Source organism: Kosakonia sp. AG348 (genome assembly GCF_003337365.1).
Lineage (GTDB): Bacteria > Pseudomonadota > Gammaproteobacteria > Enterobacterales > Enterobacteriaceae > Kosakonia.
Genome location: NZ_QPJR01000012.1, coordinates 41,509 through 61,205 on the forward strand (window position 1 = coordinate 41,509; position 19,697 = coordinate 61,205).

At 54.9% G+C, this 19,697-nt stretch carries 20 protein-coding genes; 5 read left to right on the top strand and 15 right to left on the bottom strand.

The annotated features are described in order from the left end of the window. Positions 1-11: 11 nt before the first annotated feature. The 8 genes from DFO56_RS22075 to rppH form a co-directional block, all read right to left on the bottom strand. A complete protein-coding gene (locus DFO56_RS22075) occupies positions 12-335 on the bottom strand; it encodes a prepilin-type N-terminal cleavage/methylation domain-containing protein (RefSeq protein ID WP_045512468.1) in 324 nt (107 codons plus the stop codon). Further along, a complete protein-coding gene (locus DFO56_RS22080) occupies positions 320-727 on the bottom strand; it encodes a DUF2509 family protein (protein WP_045512470.1) in 408 nt (135 codons plus the stop codon). The genes DFO56_RS22075 and DFO56_RS22080 overlap by 16 nt, the downstream gene beginning before the upstream one ends. Then, complete coding sequence (locus DFO56_RS22085) at positions 724-1,287, bottom strand: prepilin peptidase-dependent protein (RefSeq protein WP_045512473.1); 564 nt, start codon at positions 1,285-1,287, stop codon at positions 724-726. Before DFO56_RS22085 ends, DFO56_RS22080 begins: the two co-directional genes overlap by 4 nt. Beyond that, complete coding sequence (locus DFO56_RS22090; RefSeq protein ID WP_020455051.1) at positions 1,281-1,742, bottom strand: prepilin peptidase-dependent protein; 462 nt, start codon at positions 1,740-1,742, stop codon at positions 1,281-1,283. Before DFO56_RS22090 ends, DFO56_RS22085 begins: the two co-directional genes overlap by 7 nt. Positions 1,743-1,926: 184 nt before the next feature. Continuing rightward, positions 1,927-2,721 carry a thymidylate synthase gene (gene thyA / locus DFO56_RS22095; RefSeq protein WP_020455052.1) on the bottom strand — a complete coding sequence of 265 codons (795 nt, stop codon included), beginning with the start codon at positions 2,719-2,721 and terminating at the stop codon, positions 1,927-1,929. 6 nt (positions 2,722-2,727) lie between these two features. Continuing rightward, positions 2,728-3,603 carry a prolipoprotein diacylglyceryl transferase gene (gene lgt / locus DFO56_RS22100; RefSeq protein ID WP_045512476.1) on the bottom strand — a complete coding sequence of 292 codons (876 nt, stop codon included), beginning with the start codon at positions 3,601-3,603 and terminating at the stop codon, positions 2,728-2,730. Between the two features lie 155 nt (positions 3,604-3,758). Then, on the bottom strand, positions 3,759-6,005 hold the full coding sequence (gene ptsP, locus DFO56_RS22105) for a phosphoenolpyruvate--protein phosphotransferase (protein WP_020455054.1): 2,247 nt from the start codon (positions 6,003-6,005) through the stop codon (positions 3,759-3,761). Between the two features lie 12 nt (positions 6,006-6,017). Next, the gene (rppH, locus tag DFO56_RS22110; protein WP_045512479.1) at positions 6,018-6,548 is read right to left on the bottom strand and encodes an RNA pyrophosphohydrolase; all 531 of its coding nucleotides are present in this window, start codon (positions 6,546-6,548) and stop codon (positions 6,018-6,020) included. Between the two features lie 681 nt (positions 6,549-7,229). On the opposite strand from rppH, the gene mutH reads away from it, so the two are divergent. From mutH to DFO56_RS22130, 4 genes are all read left to right on the top strand, one after another. Continuing rightward, positions 7,230-7,925, top strand: a complete 696-nt coding sequence (gene mutH / locus DFO56_RS22115) for a DNA mismatch repair endonuclease MutH (protein WP_045512482.1) — start codon at positions 7,230-7,232, stop codon at positions 7,923-7,925. Positions 7,926-7,990: 65 nt separating this feature from the next. After that, entirely contained in the window at positions 7,991-8,704 is a 714-nt protein-coding gene (locus DFO56_RS22120) for a TerC family protein (RefSeq protein WP_020455057.1), read from the top strand. A 146-nt stretch (positions 8,705-8,850) separates the two neighbouring features. Continuing rightward, on the top strand, positions 8,851-9,069 hold the full coding sequence (ygdR, locus tag DFO56_RS22125; RefSeq protein WP_007370351.1) for a lipoprotein YgdR: 219 nt from the start codon (positions 8,851-8,853) through the stop codon (positions 9,067-9,069). 129 nt (positions 9,070-9,198) lie between these two features. Then, positions 9,199-10,239 carry an NADP(H)-dependent aldo-keto reductase gene (locus tag DFO56_RS22130; RefSeq protein WP_045512485.1) on the top strand — a complete coding sequence of 347 codons (1,041 nt, stop codon included), beginning with the start codon at positions 9,199-9,201 and terminating at the stop codon, positions 10,237-10,239. Between the two features lie 10 nt (positions 10,240-10,249). Here DFO56_RS22130 and lplT read toward each other — a convergent pair whose 3' ends face one another. Then, positions 10,250-11,443, bottom strand: a complete 1,194-nt coding sequence (gene lplT, locus DFO56_RS22135; RefSeq protein ID WP_020455059.1) for a lysophospholipid transporter LplT — start codon at positions 11,441-11,443, stop codon at positions 10,250-10,252. Next, a complete protein-coding gene (gene aas, locus DFO56_RS22140; protein WP_045512587.1) occupies positions 11,436-13,595 on the bottom strand; it encodes a bifunctional acyl-ACP--phospholipid O-acyltransferase/long-chain-fatty-acid--ACP ligase in 2,160 nt (719 codons plus the stop codon). Before aas ends, lplT begins: the two co-directional genes overlap by 8 nt. Positions 13,596-14,199: 604 nt before the next feature. Here aas and galR point away from each other — a divergent pair. Further along, a complete protein-coding gene (galR, locus tag DFO56_RS22150) occupies positions 14,200-15,204 on the top strand; it encodes an HTH-type transcriptional regulator GalR (protein WP_020455061.1) in 1,005 nt (334 codons plus the stop codon). On the opposite strand, the gene DFO56_RS22155 is transcribed toward galR, so the two are convergent. From DFO56_RS22155 to DFO56_RS22175, 5 genes are read right to left on the bottom strand one after another with little or no spacing between them, the layout of a single operon-like run. Continuing rightward, positions 15,177-15,641: a GNAT family N-acetyltransferase gene (locus DFO56_RS22155; protein WP_045512487.1), complete on the bottom strand. Its 465-nt coding sequence runs from the start codon at positions 15,639-15,641 to the stop codon at positions 15,177-15,179. The two genes, galR and DFO56_RS22155, sit on opposite strands and share 28 nt — an antisense overlap. Beyond that, positions 15,638-16,411 (bottom strand): GntR family transcriptional regulator, encoded by a 774-nt coding sequence (locus DFO56_RS22160; RefSeq protein WP_045512489.1) that lies wholly within the window; start codon positions 16,409-16,411, stop codon positions 15,638-15,640. The genes DFO56_RS22155 and DFO56_RS22160 overlap by 4 nt, the downstream gene beginning before the upstream one ends. Positions 16,412-16,467: 56 nt before the next feature. Continuing rightward, the gene (locus tag DFO56_RS22165) at positions 16,468-16,785 is read right to left on the bottom strand and encodes a PTS sugar transporter subunit IIB (protein ID WP_020455064.1); all 318 of its coding nucleotides are present in this window, start codon (positions 16,783-16,785) and stop codon (positions 16,468-16,470) included. Positions 16,786-16,794: 9 nt separating this feature from the next. After that, the gene (locus tag DFO56_RS22170; RefSeq protein WP_045512491.1) at positions 16,795-18,222 is read right to left on the bottom strand and encodes a glycoside hydrolase family 1 protein; all 1,428 of its coding nucleotides are present in this window, start codon (positions 18,220-18,222) and stop codon (positions 16,795-16,797) included. A 7-nt stretch (positions 18,223-18,229) separates the two neighbouring features. After that, complete coding sequence (locus tag DFO56_RS22175; RefSeq protein ID WP_017457673.1) at positions 18,230-19,558, bottom strand: PTS sugar transporter subunit IIC; 1,329 nt, start codon at positions 19,556-19,558, stop codon at positions 18,230-18,232. Positions 19,559-19,697 lie beyond the last annotated feature (139 nt).

Genomic DNA, 19,697 nt, shown 5'->3' on the forward strand with positions numbered 1-19,697 from the left:
AGCGCTCCTGACTACTGACTGTTCGGGCAAAATAATCGCGTCATTTGCCCCTGCCTGCCCGCTGGCGAACTAACGGTAACGTTGATGCTGACACATCCCCCGGTGGTTGTCTGCCCCCGCTGAACCTGCCAGCCTGGCGGTAACGATGATACTTCTGGTTGCGCCTGTTCCCAGGCGTAGCGCCATAGCTGTCGCCACTGGCTGGTGGATACAAACCCCGAGGCCAGCGCACGATGATAACCGCCAAGCGCGGTAACAACCATCACCATTAACACCATAGCCAGCAGAACTTCGGTAAGGCTAAAACCCCGTTGTTTGTTTACGGCGACCGGCATAGCGCTTCCTCTTTTATTGGACAAAAATCACTCCAGCCATGGGGCAAAAAACGTACCTGCGCCCCCTCCACGCGCCCCAGATGCCACAGTGCTCCTTCAGCATTTGCGACAATCAGCAGCGCTGCCCCATCGGTGAAAACGCGTAAGCAGCTTCGAACATTTTGCCCGGCGCTTTGCTGGCACTGTAGCGCGGGCTGGGCAGGCCAGGTTTGATGACGCGCCCACTCCATGGCTGAAGCAATTTCCGCAGCATTACGTATCCCCTGATTTTCATTGTTCACGCGCCAGATATGGCTGCTCAATTGCAGGTTTAAGCCGTGTAACATCAGGCTACCCAACAGCAATAACAGCAAAACCAGCGCCAGTGACGACATACCTCGTTGCCGGTTCATAAGTTGTACCCGATCACGCTTAAATCAGCGGTAAAGGGTTGCCCGGCATTACCCGGAACACGAGCCGAGAGCGTGATCGCAAGCTGTGGTGCAAACCCCGGTCTCTGATGCTGAGCGACATGAAAACGTTCAATACTCATTTGGGCAGGATCGGTAATTTTTTCCCAGCCCCGACCACTGCAGGATGTGGCTCCACGCATGATTTCCAGCGCGCCACTTTGCAGCCGAAAGCCGGTTTGTTCCGGTTCGCTGCTTCCCGATGACTCCCAGCGTCCATTGCTGTTGGCGTCCCACTGAGCAATAACACAGTCGCCAGTACTATTGATAACCAGCGGCTGGCCGCTACAACTGCCATTGCAATATCCCGCTCGCTGGAGATGTTTTGCGATGCCGCGCAGTTGCAGCCAGAGATCGTCTTCCACCGTCTGGATACGGGTGTGCTGCGTTACCGCCAGCTGTAGCGCCGGTAAAAAACGGGCAGACGCCAGTAACAGCACGCTGCCAATTGCCATCGCCAGCACGGTTTCCAACAGTGAAAACCCTTTTTGCCTGTCTAACATAGATTCTCCGCTGATGGCTGACACATTCTGATCCGCCCCCATGCTGAAACCACTACCCGCCACTCCCCTGCACTGCTACGTAGCCGAATACTGCCGGGCCAGGCAGTGTTGCGCAGCCCAAAGAACCCCAGCGAAGGTGTCACATCAACCAGCGTGACGTCCGGCCAGCGAGGCTGCAGTGAGAAAGCATTCTGTGCAGCGCAGTTTTGCGACGGCGAATTCACCAGGCACCAGTGTTCGCCATCCCGAATGCCATATACCAGCTGTGAACGGTTGTGCCAGTTGGCATCATCGCGCAGACGCTCAAGCAAATGCCGCACCTGCAACGCGGTTTGCCACAGCCGCTGCTGCGCCTGCCAACTTTGCCAGCCAGAGATTCCCGCTCCGCTCAGGATAACTATCAGCACCATTGCGACGAGGGTTTCAATCAGGGTGAAGCCATCTTCTTTTTTCATGGCGGCAGTGTGTCGTCACTACGCATTCAGGTCGAGGTGCAAACAGAGAGGTTACGAGGCAGCACGAAAGAAATGCAGTATGTTGCAGTGAGTTGCAGGTGGGGTGGAAGCAGAGCCGAAGAAACGATTATCGGGTAAAAAAAACCGGTACGATGCCGCACCGGTTATGACATGTTGGTAGAAGTCAGATAGCGACAGGCGCTTTGATGGCCGGATGCGGATCGTAGCCTTCGATTTCGAAGTCTTCGAAACGGTAGTCAAAAAGCGACTCAGGCTTACGTTTGATAACCAGTTTCGGCAGCGCGCGCGGTTCACGGCTTAATTGCAGACGCGTTTGTTCCAGGTGATTGCTGTAAAGGTGGGTGTCGCCACCGGTCCAGACAAAATCGCCCGGTTGCAGATCGCACTGCTGAGCCATCATATGCACCAGCAACGCATAGCTGGCGATGTTGAACGGCAGACCAAGGAACACGTCGCAGGAGCGTTGGTAGAGCTGGCAGGAGAGCTTGCCGTCGGCCACGTAGAACTGGAAGAACGCGTGGCAAGGGGCCAGCGCCATTTTGTCCAGCTCACCCACGTTCCACGCGGAGACAATAATGCGGCGTGAATCCGGGTCGTTTTTCAGCTGGTTAATCACTGTAGTGATCTGGTCGATATGGCGGCCGTCAGGCGTAGGCCACGCGCGCCACTGCTTGCCGTAAACCGGGCCAAGATTGCCCTCTTCATCGGCCCATTCGTCCCAGATGGTGACTTTGTTTTCGCGCAGATAGGCAATATTGGTGTCGCCCTGCAGGAACCACAGCAGCTCATGAATAATTGAACGCAAATGGCAGCGCTTGGTGGTCACCAGCGGAAAGCCGTCCTGCAGATTAAAACGCATCTGATGGCCAAAAATAGACAGCGTGCCTGTCCCGGTGCGGTCGTTTTTCGGGGTGCCTTCATTCAGCACCTTTTGCATCAATTCTAAATACTGTTTCATGGTTCCTCAGGAAACGTGTTGCGGCGAACGATGGCGGTACGCCCAAATCATCATGATTGCGCCTGCAACGATCATCGGAATGGAGAGGATCTGCCCCATGCTGATGTATTGCACCCACTCGCCGGTAAACTGCGCGTCGGGCTGGCGGAAGAACTCAACGATGATACGGAACGCGCCGTAGCCAATCAGGAACAAGCCGGAGACCGCGCCCGTCGGGCGAGGTTTGCGAATAAACAAGTTAAGGATGATAAACAGCACAATGCCTTCCAGCGCCAGCTCGTAAAGCTGAGACATATGGCGCGGCAACATGCCGTAAGTATCAAAAAGCGATTGCCACTCCGGATGTGAAGGCAGCAACGCCATATCTTCCGCGCGTGAGCCAGGGAACAGCATGGTATAGGGAAATGACGGATCAACACGTCCCCACAGCTCACCGTTGATAAAGTTACCCAGGCGCCCTGCGCCAAGGCCAAACGGGATCAACGGGGCAATAAAATCAGAAACCTGGAAGAAGCTGCGTTTGGTGCGTCTGGCGAAGATAATCATCACCACAATCACGCCAATCAAACCGCCGTGGAAAGACATGCCCCCGTCCCATACGCGGAACAGATAAAGCGGATCGTCCAGGAAAACCGGGAAGTTGTAGAACAGCACATAGCCGAGACGGCCGCCGAGGAAAACACCGAGAAAACCCGCATAAAGCAGGTTTTCAACTTCGTTTTTTGTCCAGCCACTGCCCGGACGATTCGCCCGGCGCGTTGCCAGCCACATCGCAAAAACGAAGCCCACCAGGTACATTAATCCGTACCAGTGGAGAGAAACCGGTCCAATGGAAAAAATCACCGGATCAAAGTCCGGAAAATGCAGATAGCCACTGTTCATCTGTCACCACAACTTGTTGTTATTCCGCCGAAAGTGGACAGCGGTTCACCTACGCGACCGCAATTGCTGGCCGCTCCAAAGCTGCGAATCATAGCATAAGGCACCGCGAGCGGGTGGCGGCGAAGTTGTAAAAGTTATGTATATCCCTGAGCCAGCTAAATTCCGCCGCGAATCAGGCCGCCCAGCCCACGCCGTTCCATAAATGCGGCAATTTGATGACGCACTTCTGTTGCCAGTTGCGCATCCAGCGTACGTCTCGCCAGCGTTTGCGCCTCTTCACAGTCAATGCGCCGCAGCAAATATTTAATGCGCGCTACTGAGCGTCCGTTCATGGAAAGATGGCGGTATCCCAGACCAATAAGCACGGCGACGCACATTGGATCACCGGCCATTTCGCCGCACAAACGGATATCAATGCCTAAGCGTTCTGCTTCACTGGCAATCATCGCCAGCGCCCGCAGCACCGCCGGGTGCAAGCTGTCGTACATATTTGCTACACGGGTATTGTTACGATCGACGGCCAGGATGTATTGCGTCAGGTCGTTGGTGCCAACCGAGATAAAATCGACGCGGTTCGCCAGGTGCGACAACATAAACACCATTGACGGCACTTCCAGCATCACCCCGATACGCGGTTTAGGAATGGCGTAACCAATCATCTCTTCGACTTCACGACCGGCGCGTTCAATCAGTCTGCGCGCTTCATCGATTTCGTCGATGCTGGTGATCATCGGCAACAGAATGCTGAGATTCCCGGTAGCCGCATTGGCGCGCAGCATGGCGCGCACCTGCACCAGGAAGATTTCCGGCTGGTCGAGGGTAATCCGAATACCGCGCCAGCCAAGGCAGGGGTTCTCTTCGCTGATGGGCATATAGGGCAGTTGCTTATCCGCGCCGACATCCAGCGTACGCAGCGTCACGGGCTTGTCGTTAAACATCTGCAACATGCCCTGGTATTGCGCCACCTGTTCCTCTTCGGACGGGAAACCACTTTGCAACATAAACGGGATTTCGGTGCGATAAAGCCCAATACCGTCAATGCGGCTGCCCAGTTTCTCTTCATGTTCCGGGCTTAAACCCGCGTTCAGCATCACCTTCACCCGCTCGCCGCTTTTAAGCTGCGCGGCCAGGTTCACATCATCTTCGGCAAGGCGGCTGAGTTCATTCTCTTCACTGATAAGGCGCTGGTATTCCTGCAACAGCACCGGTTCAGGATCCACCAACAACTCACCGCGATAACCGTCCACCACCAACATGCGACGTTGCAGCACGGCGGGCTGGATATCTGCCCCCATTACCGTCGGGATGCCAAGCGCACGCACCATAATTGCCGCATGCGAGTTTGACGCGCCATCGCGCACCACCACGCCCGCCAGCCTGTCGTGCGGCAGCTCTGCAAGTGTGGTGGCGGAGAGTTCCTCGGCAACCAGGATAAAGCGCTCCGGCCAGCTGTTTGGCCCCGAAATAGAGTCATCGAGGTGGAATAACAAACGCTGGCCCAGCGTGCGCAAATCCCCTGAACGCTCTTTCAGGTAGCCATCGCTGAGCGCAGCGAATTGTTCGGCAAAACGCTCAATAACGGTTTTGACCGCCCATTCCGCCACCACGCCTCTATCGACTTCCTCAAACAGATCACGGCGCAGGCGCGCGTCGGAAAGCAGGTGCGAATAGAGATCGAAAATTGCCGCCGTCTCTTTTTGCGCCCCGGCGGCGAAACGTTTGCTGTAACGGCGAAATTCGTTGGCGGCCTCTTCCAGAGCCGCCGTGAGCCTTTCGCGCTCAAGCGAGGTATCAAGCGTCGAAGCCGGATAAACCTGCTCCATTAACGGCAGCGTTTCATCAACCCAACCTTCAGCGATAGCAACACCAGGTGCTGCCGGTAAGGCGCGAATTCGCGTCTGCCGATACTGACCAAACAGCGCGTTTAATTGTGACTGGGAGAGAATGGCCGCCATCTGGGTGGCGAGCGTAACCAGAAAGGACTCTTCGCTTTCGTCATACTGGCGTAGCTCACGCTGTTGTACCACCAGCACACCAAGCAACTGGCGGCGCTGAATAATAGGTACGCCAAGAAAAGCGCGAAAGCGCTCTTCTTTTACAGCGGGAATATATTTAAAACTGGGGTGTTTTTGTGCATCCGCCAGGTTGATGGGTTCCGCCAGCCTGCCTACCAGACCGACAATCCCCTGATCGAATGCGAGCGTGACAGTGCGACCACGCGGCTTTTTTAAACCGCGCGTCGCCATCAGGTAATAACAACGCCGGTCGTGATCTGCGAGATAGACCGAGCACACTTCGGTTTCCATCGCCAGACAAACGTCGGTAACCAATATTTCCAGCGCTTCATTAAGGCGTGGCGCGCTGGCGACTTTCTCAACTATTTCTCGCAGTCGGGTGAGCATAATATGGGTGGCTTAACCTCGTTTACGTCGCCAGGCAGGCGCGCTTTGCTGCTTCGGAGGCGTTTCCTGAAGCGACATCACCGCGCTTGCAAACTCTTTCATCACCCGCCGGTAGACATCGCGTTTAAACGACACTACCTGGCGAACAGGATACCAGTAGCTCACCCAACGCCAGCCATCAAATTCGGGCGTACTACTGGTCTGCATGTTGATCTCACTGTCGTTACCTATCAACTGCAAAAGAAACCATTTTTGTTTCTGGCCGATACAAACCGGCTTTGTGTCCCAACGCACCAAACGTTTCGGTAACTTGTAACGCAACCAGTTACGCGTAGAAGCAAGGATACGAACATCTTTACGACTTAAGCCCACTTCCTCGAACAGTTCCCGGTACATTGCTTGTTCCGGGGACTCGCCAGGGTTAATACCCCCCTGGGGGAACTGCCATGAGTGCTGTCCAAAGCGTCTGGCCCACATGACCTGACCTTGTCGATTACAGATTACGATTCCCACATTTGGGCGGTAGCCATCGTCATCAATCACCGGACTACCTCAAAAAAAGTCTGAATAAAGCGATTGTTTCACACTCCCGGAAAACGGTAAACCACTCTATGACAGGGATACGAACGAATAACATTTGAATAACTCACAGTAATCATCAAAGTTATAAACAGAAAGCGATGCTGACGACGGTTTTTATTCACCTTTTCTGTGGATAGAGTTGTGAAAAAGTATGGAATTACCCAGGGAAAACCCGGAACAGTCTGAATAGCCCCGATTTACATCAAAGAAATAACATACAGCAATTCATGCAGTTAAATAGCTTTTCAACCGATAACAGCCCCATAATGTGACGATCATCACCTTAAGGATCCTGGCGCTGATGAAAGATCGAACAGAGCCGAATTTATCCACAGATTATGCCAATAAGTTAGGCACATTTTGTGCAGAATTTCGATTTTCATCGCACGTCAAGGCTGTAAATCGAAACAGTAGTGGCACTTTTCCCCAGTTATCCCACTTTTCTGTGGATAACATGGTGTAAGATCCTGTTTATTGTCAGTGACCAGATTTGGAAAACCCGGCGCACAGTTGCGCAACTCATCAAAACCCTCGTTAAATTCCCTTATAAATCATCTAATTGCTCACACAGGACAGAAAAAGGTACACTGCCTGGCTACAGTGCAAAACTAGCGGTTATTTTTTAGACAAAAGGTTTTTAACATGTTCGCGTTGGCTCCTTTCACTTCACCGCCTGAATCAGAAGCGCAATTACTGGCCCAGGCGCAGCGCCTGGCGGGCTACACGCTCGGCGAACTGGCCACGCTGGCAGGCTTGCCCGTTCCGCGCGATTTAAAGCGTGATAAAGGCTGGACGGGTGTTCTGCTGGAGCTGTGGCTCGGCGCCAGCGCAGGCAGTAAACCCGAGCAGGATTTTGCCGCGCTGGGCGTTGAGCTAAAAACCATACCGGTGGATAACCAGGGACGCCCGCTGGAGACCACGTTTGTTTGCGTGGCCCCTCTTACCGGCAACAGCGGTGTCGTGTGGGAAACCAGCCATGTGCGGCATAAGCTCAAGCGCGTCTTATGGATTCCGATTGAAGGTTCACGCGAGATCCCGGTCGCGGATCGCCGCGTCGGTTCGCCGTTGCTCTGGAGCCCCAATGCAGAAGAAGAACAGCAGTTACGGCTCGACTGGGAAGAGTTGATGGACTTGATTGTGTTAGGCCAGGTCACCCGCATTACCGCCCGTCACGGCGAAGTGCTGCAACTGCGCCCGAAGGCGGCCAACAGTAAAGCGCTAACCGAAGCCATTGGCGAACATGGCGAAACCATTCTCACGCTGCCGCGCGGTTTTTACCTGAAAAAGAACTTCACCAGCGCACTGCTGGCGCGCCATTTTTTGCTCTCACCCTATTAATTTTTTGCCTACTCCACAGCGACGCTTATAATTAGCGCTTCTTTTTTTGGCAGGACTTTATAGAGATGTTATTTGCATGGATAACCGATCCCAACGCCTGGCTCGCGCTCGGTACGCTGACGCTGCTGGAGATCGTTTTAGGGATCGACAATATTATTTTCCTCTCTCTGGTGGTCGCGAAACTGCCTACCGCGCAGCGTAATCACGCTCGTCGGCTAGGCCTGGCTGCGGCGATGATCATGCGGCTGTTACTGCTGGCATCCATTGCCTGGGTGACAAGACTGACACACCCGCTGTTCAGCGTGTTTGATCACAGCGTTTCGGCCCGCGATTTGATCTTGTTCCTCGGCGGTCTGTTCCTTATCTGGAAAGCGAGTAAAGAGATCCACGAATCGATCGAAGGCGAAGAGGAAGGATTGAAGACCAATGTGCATTCGTTCTTTGGCGCGATTGTGCAGATTATGCTGCTGGATATTATCTTCAGTCTCGACTCGGTGATCACCGCGGTGGGGCTGTCCGATCATCTGTTTATTATGATGGCGGCAGTGGTTATCGCCGTTGGCGTGATGATGTTTGCCGCGCGTCCGATTGGCGAGTTTGTTGACCGCCACCCGTCGGTCAAAATGCTGGCGCTGTCGTTTTTGATCCTCGTTGGCTTTACGCTGATTCTGGAAAGCGTCTCCATTCATGTGCCGAAAGGTTACATCTACTTCGCCATGTTCTTCTCCATTGCGGTTGAAACGCTCAACCTGATGCGAAATAAGAAGAATCCGCTGTAAACAAAACGCTTCCTCAACCGGGGAAGCGTTTTTTATCTTTGATCTGCCTTTAACAACTTTTTTCAGATTATCCTGCTTTTTCGTCTCCAGACAGCAAGTTATTACTAAACTTGTTGTCAGACGCATGCCACCAGAGGATCAGAATGATGAAGAAATGGGCAGTGATTATTTCCGCAGTGGGGTTGGCTTTCGCCGTTTCCGGATGCAGCAGTGATTACGTGATGGCGACAAAAGACGGCAGGATGATCCTGACCGACGGTAAACCGGAAATTGACGATGATACCGGGCTGGTCAGCTACCGCGATCAGCAGGGCAATAAGATGCAGATTAACCGCGATGATGTATCCCAGATTATTGAACGCTAAGAAATTGCTATAAAGGTCAGTTACCTGCTGGCCTTTATTTGATTTTTCTCTTTCCCTTTTTCCTCCCCTCTGCCATGTTTATATTCCTTTGTCAGGTCAACTGACGTTGTACTTTTAAGGAAGCCGGCTATGCAGTATCACCGTATCCCCCACAGTTCGCTTGAAATAAGCACCCTGGGGCTGGGCACTATGACGTTTGGTGAACAAAACAGCGAAGCCGACGCCCATGCACAGCTCGATTACGCCGTCAGCCAGGGCATCAACCTGATTGACGTTGCAGAGATGTACCCTGTTCCGCCACGTCCGGAAACGCAGGGTTTGACGGAAACCTATGTCGGTAACTGGCTGGCGAAACGCGGCAACCGTGAAAAACTGGTTATCGCCTCCAAAGTCAGCGGCCCAAGCCGTAACAACGACAGCGGTATTCGCCCGAACCAGGCACTGGATCGCAAAAACATCCGCGTGGCACTGGACGATAGCTTAAAGCGCCTGCAAACCGATTATCTCGATCTTTACCAGGTACACTGGCCGCAGCGCCCGACCAACTGCTTTGGCAAGCTGGGTTACAGCTGGGTTGATAGCGCGCCGGTCGTGACGCTACTGGAAACACTGGAGGCGCTGACCGAGTGCCAGCGCGCCGGGAAAATCCGCTATATCGGCGTTTCCAACGAAACGGCGTTTGGCGTGATGCGTTATCTGCAACTGGCCGAGAAGCATGAACTGCCACGCATCGTGACAATTCAGAACCCGTACAGCCTGTTAAACCGCAGCTTTGAAGTGGGTCTGGCGGAAGTAAGCCAGTATGAAGGCGTCGAGCTGCTCGCATACTCCTGCCTGGCGTTTGGGACGCTAACCGGCAAATATCTCAATGGTGCGAAACCCGCTGGCGCGCGCAACACGCTGTTTAGCCGCTTTACGCGTTACAGCGGTGAGCAGGCGCAAAAAGCGGTCGCGGCGTATGTGGATATTGCGAAGCGCCACAGTCTGGATCCGGCGCAAATGGCGCTGGCTTTCGTGCGACGTCAGCCCTTCGTCGCCAGCACCCTGTTGGGCGCGACGACGATGGAGCAACTGAAAACCAACGTGGAAAGTTTGCATCTCGATCTCAGCGCAGAGGTGCTGGCTGAGATCGAAGCGGTGCATCAGGTTTACACCTACCCGGCACCGTAACGGTTAACGGTTAACGGCGGCGCTGCCAGATCCACAGCGCCGCAATCGCCAGCGCGAAAATCACGCCAAAGCCAACGCCGGTGCCAATTACCGGCACACCCGCTTTCACCGCCAGCGAGTACAGACCGAGCATCAGCAGCATGGCCATGTTTTCGCCGAGGTTCTGCACCGCAATCGCGTTACCCGCGCCAACGGATTCTTTGCCAATGGCTTGCAACAGCGCATTCAGCGGCACCACAAAAAAACCGCCCAACATGCCGATCAACATCAGTACGCCGTAGGCTGGCAGTAACGCGTGTTGCAAGGAAAACAGCACCACCGCCACGCCAATGAGAATGCCGGCAGGCATACATCGCGCCACGGTTTCCAGCGTCACCAGCTTCGCCGCCAGCCCGGCACCGGCAACAATCCCCACGGCGACCATCGCGTTAAGATACGTTGGTGTCGCGTTATCGGTGATCCCGAGCGCCACCGGCACCCACAGCACCAACAGGAAACGCAGCGTCACGCCTGCGCCCCAGAACAGGCTGGTGCCGACCAGTGAGAAGCGCGTTTCACCGTTGCGCCACAGGCTTTTACAGGCGTTGAAGAAGCTGGATGTCATCGGTGTAAAGCGCCAGGATTGCCCCGGACGCGCAGCAGGCAACTTCGGGATCAGCAGATTGGCGATCACCGCTCCGGCATACACCAGCGCACAAACAGCAAGCGCCGCCAGCACATGCCAGTCGGCCAGCACACCGCCAGCCATTGAGCCGAGTAAAATGGCAGCAATGGTCGACGACTCCATCAGACCATTCGCTTTCACCAGCTTATCGCCGGTCGTGATTTCGCCAAGGATGCCGTACTTCGCCGGGGAATAGGCTGCCGCGCCCACACCTACCAGCAAATAGCCAACAAAGGGATTGATGCCGACGCAAATACTCGCCGCGCCAATCAGTTTCAGGCCGTTGGCAAACATCATCACCCGCCCCTTGGCGAAGCTGTCGGCGACCTGCCCGACAAAGGGCGCGAAAAGAATGTAAGCGCCCACAAACACCATCTGCAAAATCGGCTGGCTCCAGTCGGGATAAAACTCCGCTTTCAGCAGCGCCAGCGTGGCGAACAGCAGCGCGTTGTCGCCAAACGCCGAGAGAAATTGCGCGGCAATCACCGCCATCATCCCGCGCGACCACAGCGAGGAGTTAGTGCTTACTGACTCATGCATGTGTCGATTCCGCCTCTTCAATCATGCTTTTCAGGGTCACAAAATCAGGTTTGCCGCTGCCCAGCACCGGCAGTTGTTTCAGGAAGCGAATATCGCGCGGTACGGCAAGCTCCGGCACGCCCTGCGCCCGCGCCTGCTGTTGCAGCTTATCGCGCGTCAGTTCGCTGTCGGTGGTGAACATCACCAGCGCCTCGCCTTTGCTGGCATCGCTCTTGACCACCGTGGCGTGCAGTTTCTCCGGCGACACCGCCAGCGCCAGTTGTTCGACGATCTCCAGCGAGATCATCTCCCCGGCGATTTTGGCAAAACGCTTCGCCCGCCCCTGAATCTGCACAAAGCCCTGCTCATCAAAACGCACGATATCGCCGGTGTCATACCAGCCCGCTTCCATGTCGCCATTGATATTTTCCGCGGCTGGCGCTTCCAGCACGCCAGGGTTTTCCACCCGCAGATAGCCGGTCATCACGTTGGGTCCTTTTAATTGCAGGCGGCCGCCGTCTTCAATACCCGGTACTGCCATTAAACGTGCATCCATCCCCGGTAAGATCCGCCCGACAGTGCCGGGTTTTGCCGCCATCGGTACGTTGATGGAAACCACTGGCGCGCACTCGGTCACGCCGTAACCTTCGAGAATGCGCAGGCCGAATTTGTCCTGCCACAACTGACGGGTACTGTCCTGCAATTTTTCAGCACCGGCAACCACATAGCGCAAGCGGAAGAAATCATACGGGTTGGCGAAACGCGCATAGTTGCCAAGGAACGTCGAGGTGCCAAACAGCACGGTGCAGTTACGGTCATACACCAGTTCAGGAACAATGCGGTAGTGCAGCGGGCTCGGGTAAAGAAACACCTCCGCGCCGGTGAATAACGGAGTGAGTAACCCCACCGTTAAGCCAAACGAGTGGAACAGCGGCAGCGCCGACATAAAGCGGTCGTTGGCGGTGAAATCCGCAATGGTTTTGATCTGCTCAACGTTCGCCAGCAGGCTTTTATGGCTATGCACCACCCCCTTCGGATTGCCCTCAGAACCGGAGGTGAAGAGGATCAGCGCCGGATCTTCCGGTTTTTGCGGCAGCTGCGCTTTTAATGGCGTCAGCAGATGGCGGAAAATCCACAGCTTGTCTTCCCAGGTGACATCGCCTTTCAGATCTTCCAGGTACACCCAGCGCACCTGCGTAAGCTGCTCCGGCAGGTGCCACAGCTTGCCTTTATCCATAAACGTACGGGATGTGAAGATGGTTTTGATCTGCGCCGCCGTAATCGCACTACTCAACCCTTTGACACCGGCGGTGTAGTTCATCATCGCCGGGATGCGCGCACGCGCAACCGCGCCGAAAATCACCGCCGCGCTGATCCCGGCGTTTGGCAGCATCAGGCCGATTTTCTCGCCCGGCGCGCTGTATTTATCCAGAATACGGGCAACAAACAGCGATTTAGTCAGCAGCTTGCGGTAGCTATCCGGGGTGAAATTGATGTCTTCAACACAGTGCTTATTGGCGCCATAGCGATACTGCGCAGAAAGCAACGCTTCGAACAGGGTTTCGCGCGGACGCACGGCCATGCGCGCTTCCATCATGATTTGATGCAGCATTTCACCCGCCAGCTTGCGACGGTCACGCGCACGCGGCGCATCCGGCATCGGCAGATTTGTTGGCGGCAGAATATGCAAGGTAATGCGCGGGAACAGGCGCTGTTTTACCAGCCCTTTCAGGCGGCTGAAGTAGGTTAGCTCCGCGCCATCGATACGCAGTGGAACCACCGTCGCGCCCGATTTTGCCGCCACGAACCCCGCACCGTCGTAAATTTTCATCAATGATCCGGAAACCGAAATGCGCCCTTCCGGGAAAATCACCACCGGACGCCCCTGTTCCACCAGCCGAACCAGGTGTTTAATCGACATCGGCTTGGTCGGGTCCAGCGGGACAAAATCAATAATCGAGCTTATCCAGCGCATGTACCACTGGGTGCTGATGGAGGTGTAGACCGCGAAAACCGGGCGTACTGGCAGAAATAACGCCAGCAAAATGCCATCAATAAAAGAGACATGGTTAGGGGTAATAAGCACACGTTCGCCGTGCAGCGCCTGCGTGTTGCCGGTCAGTTGTACGCGAAACAACACACGGAACAGGCCGCGGAAAAAGCCCAGTAGCATTTCAACTCCTTTTGCCAGTAAATTAAGGACGTTATCAAATTGTGGCAGATTACATGAGAAGTGCGGCGGGTTAAAACGCGGGCGAAAAAAAACCTGCGCGTCCGCGCAGGTTGGTGCAAGAAATGAGTACGAAAAGCGTACCGAATAAATCACCAATCAATACCTCTGGGACCTTGATTGTCGCGTGCGGCACCGCGCCTCACCAGCGGGAAAAAGCAAGAGAGTGAGCCGAAGTGAAACGAGGTGTGTCCATTAGCGATTACTGTTACAGACTTAAGGTAAAAAAAAACCTGCGCATCTGCGCAGGTTGGTGTAATTCGAGTGTGCAACCCTGGGGGCCGCGTTCACCTATCAATACCTCTGGGAGTTCTACTCTGTCACGGGGGGATATCTGCCACCAGCGGACAATCGAAACAGCCCTTCGCAAAGTGTAACTAAAGGTTGTGCCTGAATTACTTTGCAATTTCCCGCGTGTAACGGTTTCACTGATTTCCTTCGCGTCAGCTCACGTTTGCAGACACCTGCCGGGTAGCTTCCTTGATTACACATCTCTTTTCCGTAACACTATGCAGCGTGTAAACGCTTACCCAAAGGAAGGTGCGTAATGGCGACTATCAAAGATGTCGCGCGGCTGGCAGGAGTTTCGGTCGCAACGGTTTCCCGCGTGATTAACGACTCGCCAAAAGCGAGCGAGTCCTCGCGCCTGGCGGTGCAAAGCGCAATGGATGCGCTCAATTATCACCCGAATGCCAATGCCCGCGCGCTGGCGCAGCAGTCCACCGAAACCGTAGGTCTGGTGGTGGGCGACGTGTCCGATCCCTTCTTCGGCGCGATGGTAAAGGCTGTCGAGCAAGTCGCCTCGGCTACCGGGAATTTCCTGCTGATTGGCAACGGCTACCATAACGAAGAAAAAGAGCGCAAAGCCATTGAGCAACTGATTCGCCACCGTTGCGCAGCGCTGGTCGTTCACGCCAAAACCCTTCCTGACGATGAACTCGCCTCGCTGATGAAACAGATGCCGGGCATGGTGTTAATCAACCGCATTTTGCCGGGGTTTGAACAACGCTGTGTGGCGCTGGATGACCGTTATGGTGCCTGGCTGGCTACGCGCCATTTGATCCAGCAAGGCCACACGAAAATTGGTTACCTCTGCTCCAACCACGCGATTTCTGATGCGGAAGATCGCTTGCAGGGCTATTACGATGCGCTGAAAGAGAACGGTTTGCCCTGCAACGACCGGCTGGTGACGTTTGCCGAGCCGGATGAGAGCGGCGGCGAACAGGCGATGACCGAGCTGCTCGGTCGCGGGCGTAACTTTACCGCCGTCGCCTGTTATAACGATTCGATGGCCGCAGGTGCTATGGGCGTGCTGAATGACAACGGCATTGAGGTGCCGCGTGAGATTTCCCTGATTGGTTTCGATGATGTGCTGGTGTCGCGCTATGTCCGCCCGCGCTTAACCACCGTGCGCTACCCGATTGTCACCATGGCAACACAGGCCGCCGAGCTGGCGCTGGCGCTGGCGGAAAACCGCCCGCTGCCGGAAATCACGCACCTGTTTAACCCAACGCTGGTGCGTCGTCATTCGGTGATTGCGCCGCAAGAGTAGCGATAGAGGTGCACGGTCTTGTCCGGATAGTCGAGACCGTCGCCAATATAGTGCCAGCCAAAACGCTCATAAAAATCGCGACAAGCCGAATAAAGATGCAGCTCCTGAAAACCCATCGCTTTCGCCTGCTCGATAACATGGCGCTGTAACTGCCCGGCCAACCCCTGCCCACGAGCGCTCTCTTTCACATACAGCGCCGCCATCCACGGGAACAGATCCTGGCGGCTGATTAAATCGCAGCGCCACAGCCCAACGGTGCCCAACAATTGCTCCCCATCAACCAGAACAAACGTCAGCGGCAACTGCCCGGGCGTCTGGCTGTGCGTGATAATAGAGGCGAAGAAATCACGCGGCAGCGAGTCGCCAAACTCACGCCATAACCAGTCCACCACCTGCTCTGCAAAGTGTGGCGCGTCGTAAAGGGGAATAATTTTCATACGATCTTTCCCTGAAAAATCGGCACTGATTCAAACAGGTAGCCGTCAAAGTCAGGCGCATCCTCATCGGAAAGCTCCAGCAAACTCTTTTTGACATTTTCCAGATGCAGCCACATCGCCTGCCAGGCACCCATCACATCGCGGCGACGCAGCGCCGCCAGCAGCGTCTGCCGGTCGCCTAACCATTTCAGGCGATAGGGCCGGCTGGCAATATGCACGTTGAATTGCTGCCACAGCGGGCTGCTGTCCATGTGGTGCCAGATACTCTCCACCGTCGCCAGCAGCATCTGGTTTTGCGATGCGCCCGCCAGCACCAGGTGGAACATTTTGCTGTTGTCCTGCGAGGTGTCGTTCATCGCGATGGCGCGCTGCTCTTGCTCAAGAATGCGCCGAAGATTATCGATATCCGCGCGCGTCGCCATTTTGGCGGCAAAGGCAGCGATATTGCTCTCCAGCAGCTGGCGCGCCTGTAAGATCTCAAACGGGCCAACATCGCTACTCAGAAAGCGCTCCTCTTCGTTCTCATGCTCCTGCGGAATACGCATCACATAGACGCCGGAGCCCTGGCGAATATCCACCGTGCCTTGCAGTTCAAGCATCAACAGCGCTTCACGCACGATGGTGCGGCTAACGCCATATTTTTCGGCGATATTGCGCTCCGGCGGCAGGCGGGAACCCACGGGGTAATGCCCCTGGATTATCTGCTCGCGTAAATCTTCGCCAATCTCCTGGTACTGTTTTTTTTCCGGCGGGACGACGGCCTTCTCCACAATATCACCTGCAAGTCTGAGTTATCGCGCAGGCCGGGCGCCCCGGCCTGTCGGCGCTATCTTACCAAAGCCAGCGCCTGATCGAGAACTTTCGCGCCGTTTAAGGTGCCATAAGCCACCGAATCGATCACATCAATCGGAATGCCGTATTCGTCAGTTAACTTTTTATTTTCCGCCAGTTTAAAGCGCACCTGCGGCCCCAGCAGCACGGCGGTTATCTCGGTGGCATAACTTTGCAGCTCGTCACGCAGGGATTGCTCGGCAATGGCGTAGATCTTCAGCTCAAGACCGCGCTCGGCCGCCGCTTTTTCCATTTTGGTCACCACCAGCGATGTGGACATCCCGGCGGAGCAGCACAACACAATACGTTTCATGGTGGCTCCTTATTTCCATTCGTCATCAATAGTCAGGGTAAGCTGGCGTTCGTCGCGCAGCTTGCGAAACCAGCCGGCAGACTTTTTCGGCCTGCGGTCGCGGTTGTTTTGCAGGTCAATCTCAATCAGGCCATAGCGGTTTTTAAACGCGTTCATTGGCGAGACGTTATCGGTAAACGCCCACAACATGTAACCCTGGCAGTTCGCGCCCGCTTCTCTGGCGCGCAGCGTCTGGTATAAATGCGCGGCAATAAAATCAATGCGGTAATCGTCCTCAATGGTGCCCGCCGCATTGCGAAACTGCCCTTCGTTCTCAATGCCCATGCCGCTTTCGGCAACAAACCACGGAATGTTGCCGTAGTCGTTTTTGATGCGCATCGCCATGTCATAAATGATCTCCGGCAGGATCTCCCAGCCGCGAGATTTGTTCATTTTTCTGCCCGGCAACTCAAACGGCTCGTAGTAATACGCCGGGTGGAAAGGTGTCTCCGGGTGCCAGGCACGGGAAGGCGCTTTTACCCGGTGCGGGTAGTAAAGGTTAATGCCCAGCTCATCCACAGTGTTATCGCGGATGATCGCCAGCTCTTCCTCGCTGTAATCCCACGCGACCTGGTGTTTTTCCAGCAACGGGAACAGCTCCGGTGGATAGTGGCCTTTCACCATCGGATCAAGAAAAACACGGTTATAAAAGAGATCGTAGCGTTCGGCGGCCAGCACATCGTGCGGTGCGCGCGAGCGCGGATAGGTGACTTCCGGGTTGAGAATACAGCCCACAGTGCCCTGATAACCCTTCTCACGAAACAGTTTCACCACTTTCGCGGTGGCCAGGTTTTTGTGGTGATTCCACTGCATCCAGGTACTGGTGTTCTGCTCATAAGGCCAGCGCAGCGCGTCAAGGTAGACACGGGTTTGCACGACAATTGGCTCGTTGAAGGTGAACCAGCGGGTCACTTTTTGATGAAAGCGCTCAAACACTTTTTCGACATACAACAGGTACAGCTCAACCACTTTTTTTGACGCCCAGCCGCCGTAGGTTTCCAGCAAATAACCCGGCAGTTCGTAATGTTCCAGGCAGATCATCGGCACAATGCCGTGGCGCTGCATCTCGTCAAACAGTTCGTCGTAATAGGCGGCATAGCGTTCATCGACCACGCCGTTTTCATAATCGGTGAGAAAGCGCGACCAGTTGATCGAAGTGCGATAGTGGGTTAGCCCCGCCTGTTTCATCAGTTGCACATCTTCACGAAAGCGCTGGTAAAAGTTGGTCGCCACCGCCGGACCGTAGCCGTCGTGCCAGACGTGACGATCGTTTTTGTACCAGAGATCGGGCCAGGAATCCTGGCCCTCCCGCTTGTCTGTCCAGCCTTCGGTTTGCCAGGCTGAGGCCGCCGCGCCCAGAATAAACGACGGCGGTATCGCAATTGTTTTCGTGCTCATTACATCCTCAGGCGTTGTTCGTCGCTTCGGCTTGCAGTTGCGCTTGTTCGGCGCGGCGAGAAGCAATTTTCACAAACGGCAGATAGATAATGACGGAGGTGATAATGCAGATAAGCTGCGTCACTACCGCGCCCATTGAACCGGCAGTCGATAGCCAGGCGTTGATCAACGGCGGCGTCGTCCACGGCACCATCACCACCGCTTTGCCGGCAAAACCGGTCACCGTGGCGAAATAACCGATCGAGCCGGTCACCAGCGGAGTGATGATGAACGGGATCGCGAGGATCGGGTTGAGCATGATCGGCATACCGAAAATCACCGGCTCGTTAATATTAAATACCCCCGGCCCGATAGAGAGTTTGGCGATCTCTTTCATCTCTTTGCGTTTGGTAGCGATCATCACCGCGATCAGCAGACCGATGGTTAAACCCGAGCCGCCGATACTCATATAAACATCCCAGAACGGCATGGTGATGATGTTCGGCACCTCTTTGCCCTGCTCAAAGGCGCTCATATTGACGGTGATCGCGCCCAGCAGCAGCGGTTCGCGGATAGGCTTAATCATCTGGTTGCCGTGAATACCAATAACCCAGAACAGTTGCGCCACAAACATCAGCAATAAAATGCCCGGCAGGCTTTGTACCACGCGCTCCAGCGGCTGCTGCACTACCTGGTAAACGGCGTCATACAGGTACATGCCGGTCACCTGGTGGAAAACAAAACCGAAGGTGGCAATCACGGTGGTGGTGATGATCGCCGGGATTAGCGCGGAAAACGACGCGGAGACGTTAGGCGGCACGGTGTCCGGCATTTTGATCTTCAGCCCGTCGCGGTTCTCCAGCCAGCAGTAAATTTCCACCGACAAAATAGCGATAAACATGCCGAGGAACAGGCTACGGGTATCGGAGAACTGGCGCAGCAGCACGTCTTTCACTACGTGCATTTGCCCGTCTACCAGCATTTCCACGGTGGTTGGTGTGACGCAGATAAAGCAGATTACCGCCAGCAAACCAGGAAACAGCGTCTTAATGCCGTTGATACGCCCCAGTTCAATACCGATTAAGAACACCGCGCCAATGTTGAGAAAGTTGAGCGTGGCGTAGTTAATCGCGCTGGTGATCGGCTTTAGCGCGGCAAGGAATGAGAGTGACTGGAAGCTGGCGAGGCCGTTTTTCGGATCCAGCACCATGTTGGAGATCAGGACGGAGAATGCGCCGACGATGATCACCGGCATCAGGGTAATGAACGAGGCTTTGATCGCCATGATATAGCGATAGCTGTTGAACTTTGTCGCAAAACTACCCAGAGAATCGATGAGCTTTTCTTGTAGGGCCATGAGTTAACACCTCAGTAAAGGGGCTTTTTTATCGATGCAGGGATACAGCACAGTCCCATTTGGCATACCAAAAATAGCGATGCGTGGCGGAAAGTTCTGTGACGAGCCTCCCAACCCGCTTACTGGTATTCCAAAACGA

Coding starts and splice junctions, on each gene's coding strand:
- DFO56_RS22085 (WP_045512473.1), bottom strand. CDS start 1,287: ATGTTAGACAGGCAAAAAGGGTTTTCACTGTTGGAAACCGTGCTGGCG.
- DFO56_RS22080 (WP_045512470.1), bottom strand. CDS start 727: ATGAACCGGCAACGAGGTATGTCGTCACTGGCGCTGGTTTTGCTGTTA.
- lplT (WP_020455059.1), bottom strand. CDS start 11,443: ATGCATGAGTCAGTAAGCACTAACTCCTCGCTGTGGTCGCGCGGGATG.
- DFO56_RS22165 (WP_020455064.1), bottom strand. CDS start 16,785: ATGAAACGTATTGTGTTGTGCTGCTCCGCCGGGATGTCCACATCGCTG.
- aas (WP_045512587.1), bottom strand. CDS start 13,595: ATGCTACTGGGCTTTTTCCGCGGCCTGTTCCGTGTGTTGTTTCGCGTA.
- ptsP (WP_020455054.1), bottom strand. CDS start 6,005: ATGCTCACCCGACTGCGAGAAATAGTTGAGAAAGTCGCCAGCGCGCCA.
- galR (WP_020455061.1), top strand. CDS start 14,200: ATGGCGACTATCAAAGATGTCGCGCGGCTGGCAGGAGTTTCGGTCGCA.
- DFO56_RS22175 (WP_017457673.1), bottom strand. CDS start 19,558: ATGGCCCTACAAGAAAAGCTCATCGATTCTCTGGGTAGTTTTGCGACA.
- DFO56_RS22130 (WP_045512485.1), top strand. CDS start 9,199: ATGCAGTATCACCGTATCCCCCACAGTTCGCTTGAAATAAGCACCCTG.
- DFO56_RS22120 (WP_020455057.1), top strand. CDS start 7,991: ATGTTATTTGCATGGATAACCGATCCCAACGCCTGGCTCGCGCTCGGT.
- DFO56_RS22075 (WP_045512468.1), bottom strand. CDS start 335: ATGCCGGTCGCCGTAAACAAACAACGGGGTTTTAGCCTTACCGAAGTT.
- lgt (WP_045512476.1), bottom strand. CDS start 3,603: ATGAACAGTGGCTATCTGCATTTTCCGGACTTTGATCCGGTGATTTTT.
- DFO56_RS22090 (WP_020455051.1), bottom strand. CDS start 1,742: ATGAAAAAAGAAGATGGCTTCACCCTGATTGAAACCCTCGTCGCAATG.
- DFO56_RS22155 (WP_045512487.1), bottom strand. CDS start 15,641: ATGAAAATTATTCCCCTTTACGACGCGCCACACTTTGCAGAGCAGGTG.
- thyA (WP_020455052.1), bottom strand. CDS start 2,721: ATGAAACAGTATTTAGAATTGATGCAAAAGGTGCTGAATGAAGGCACC.
- DFO56_RS22170 (WP_045512491.1), bottom strand. CDS start 18,222: ATGAGCACGAAAACAATTGCGATACCGCCGTCGTTTATTCTGGGCGCG.
- mutH (WP_045512482.1), top strand. CDS start 7,230: ATGTTCGCGTTGGCTCCTTTCACTTCACCGCCTGAATCAGAAGCGCAA.
- ygdR (WP_007370351.1), top strand. CDS start 8,851: ATGAAGAAATGGGCAGTGATTATTTCCGCAGTGGGGTTGGCTTTCGCC.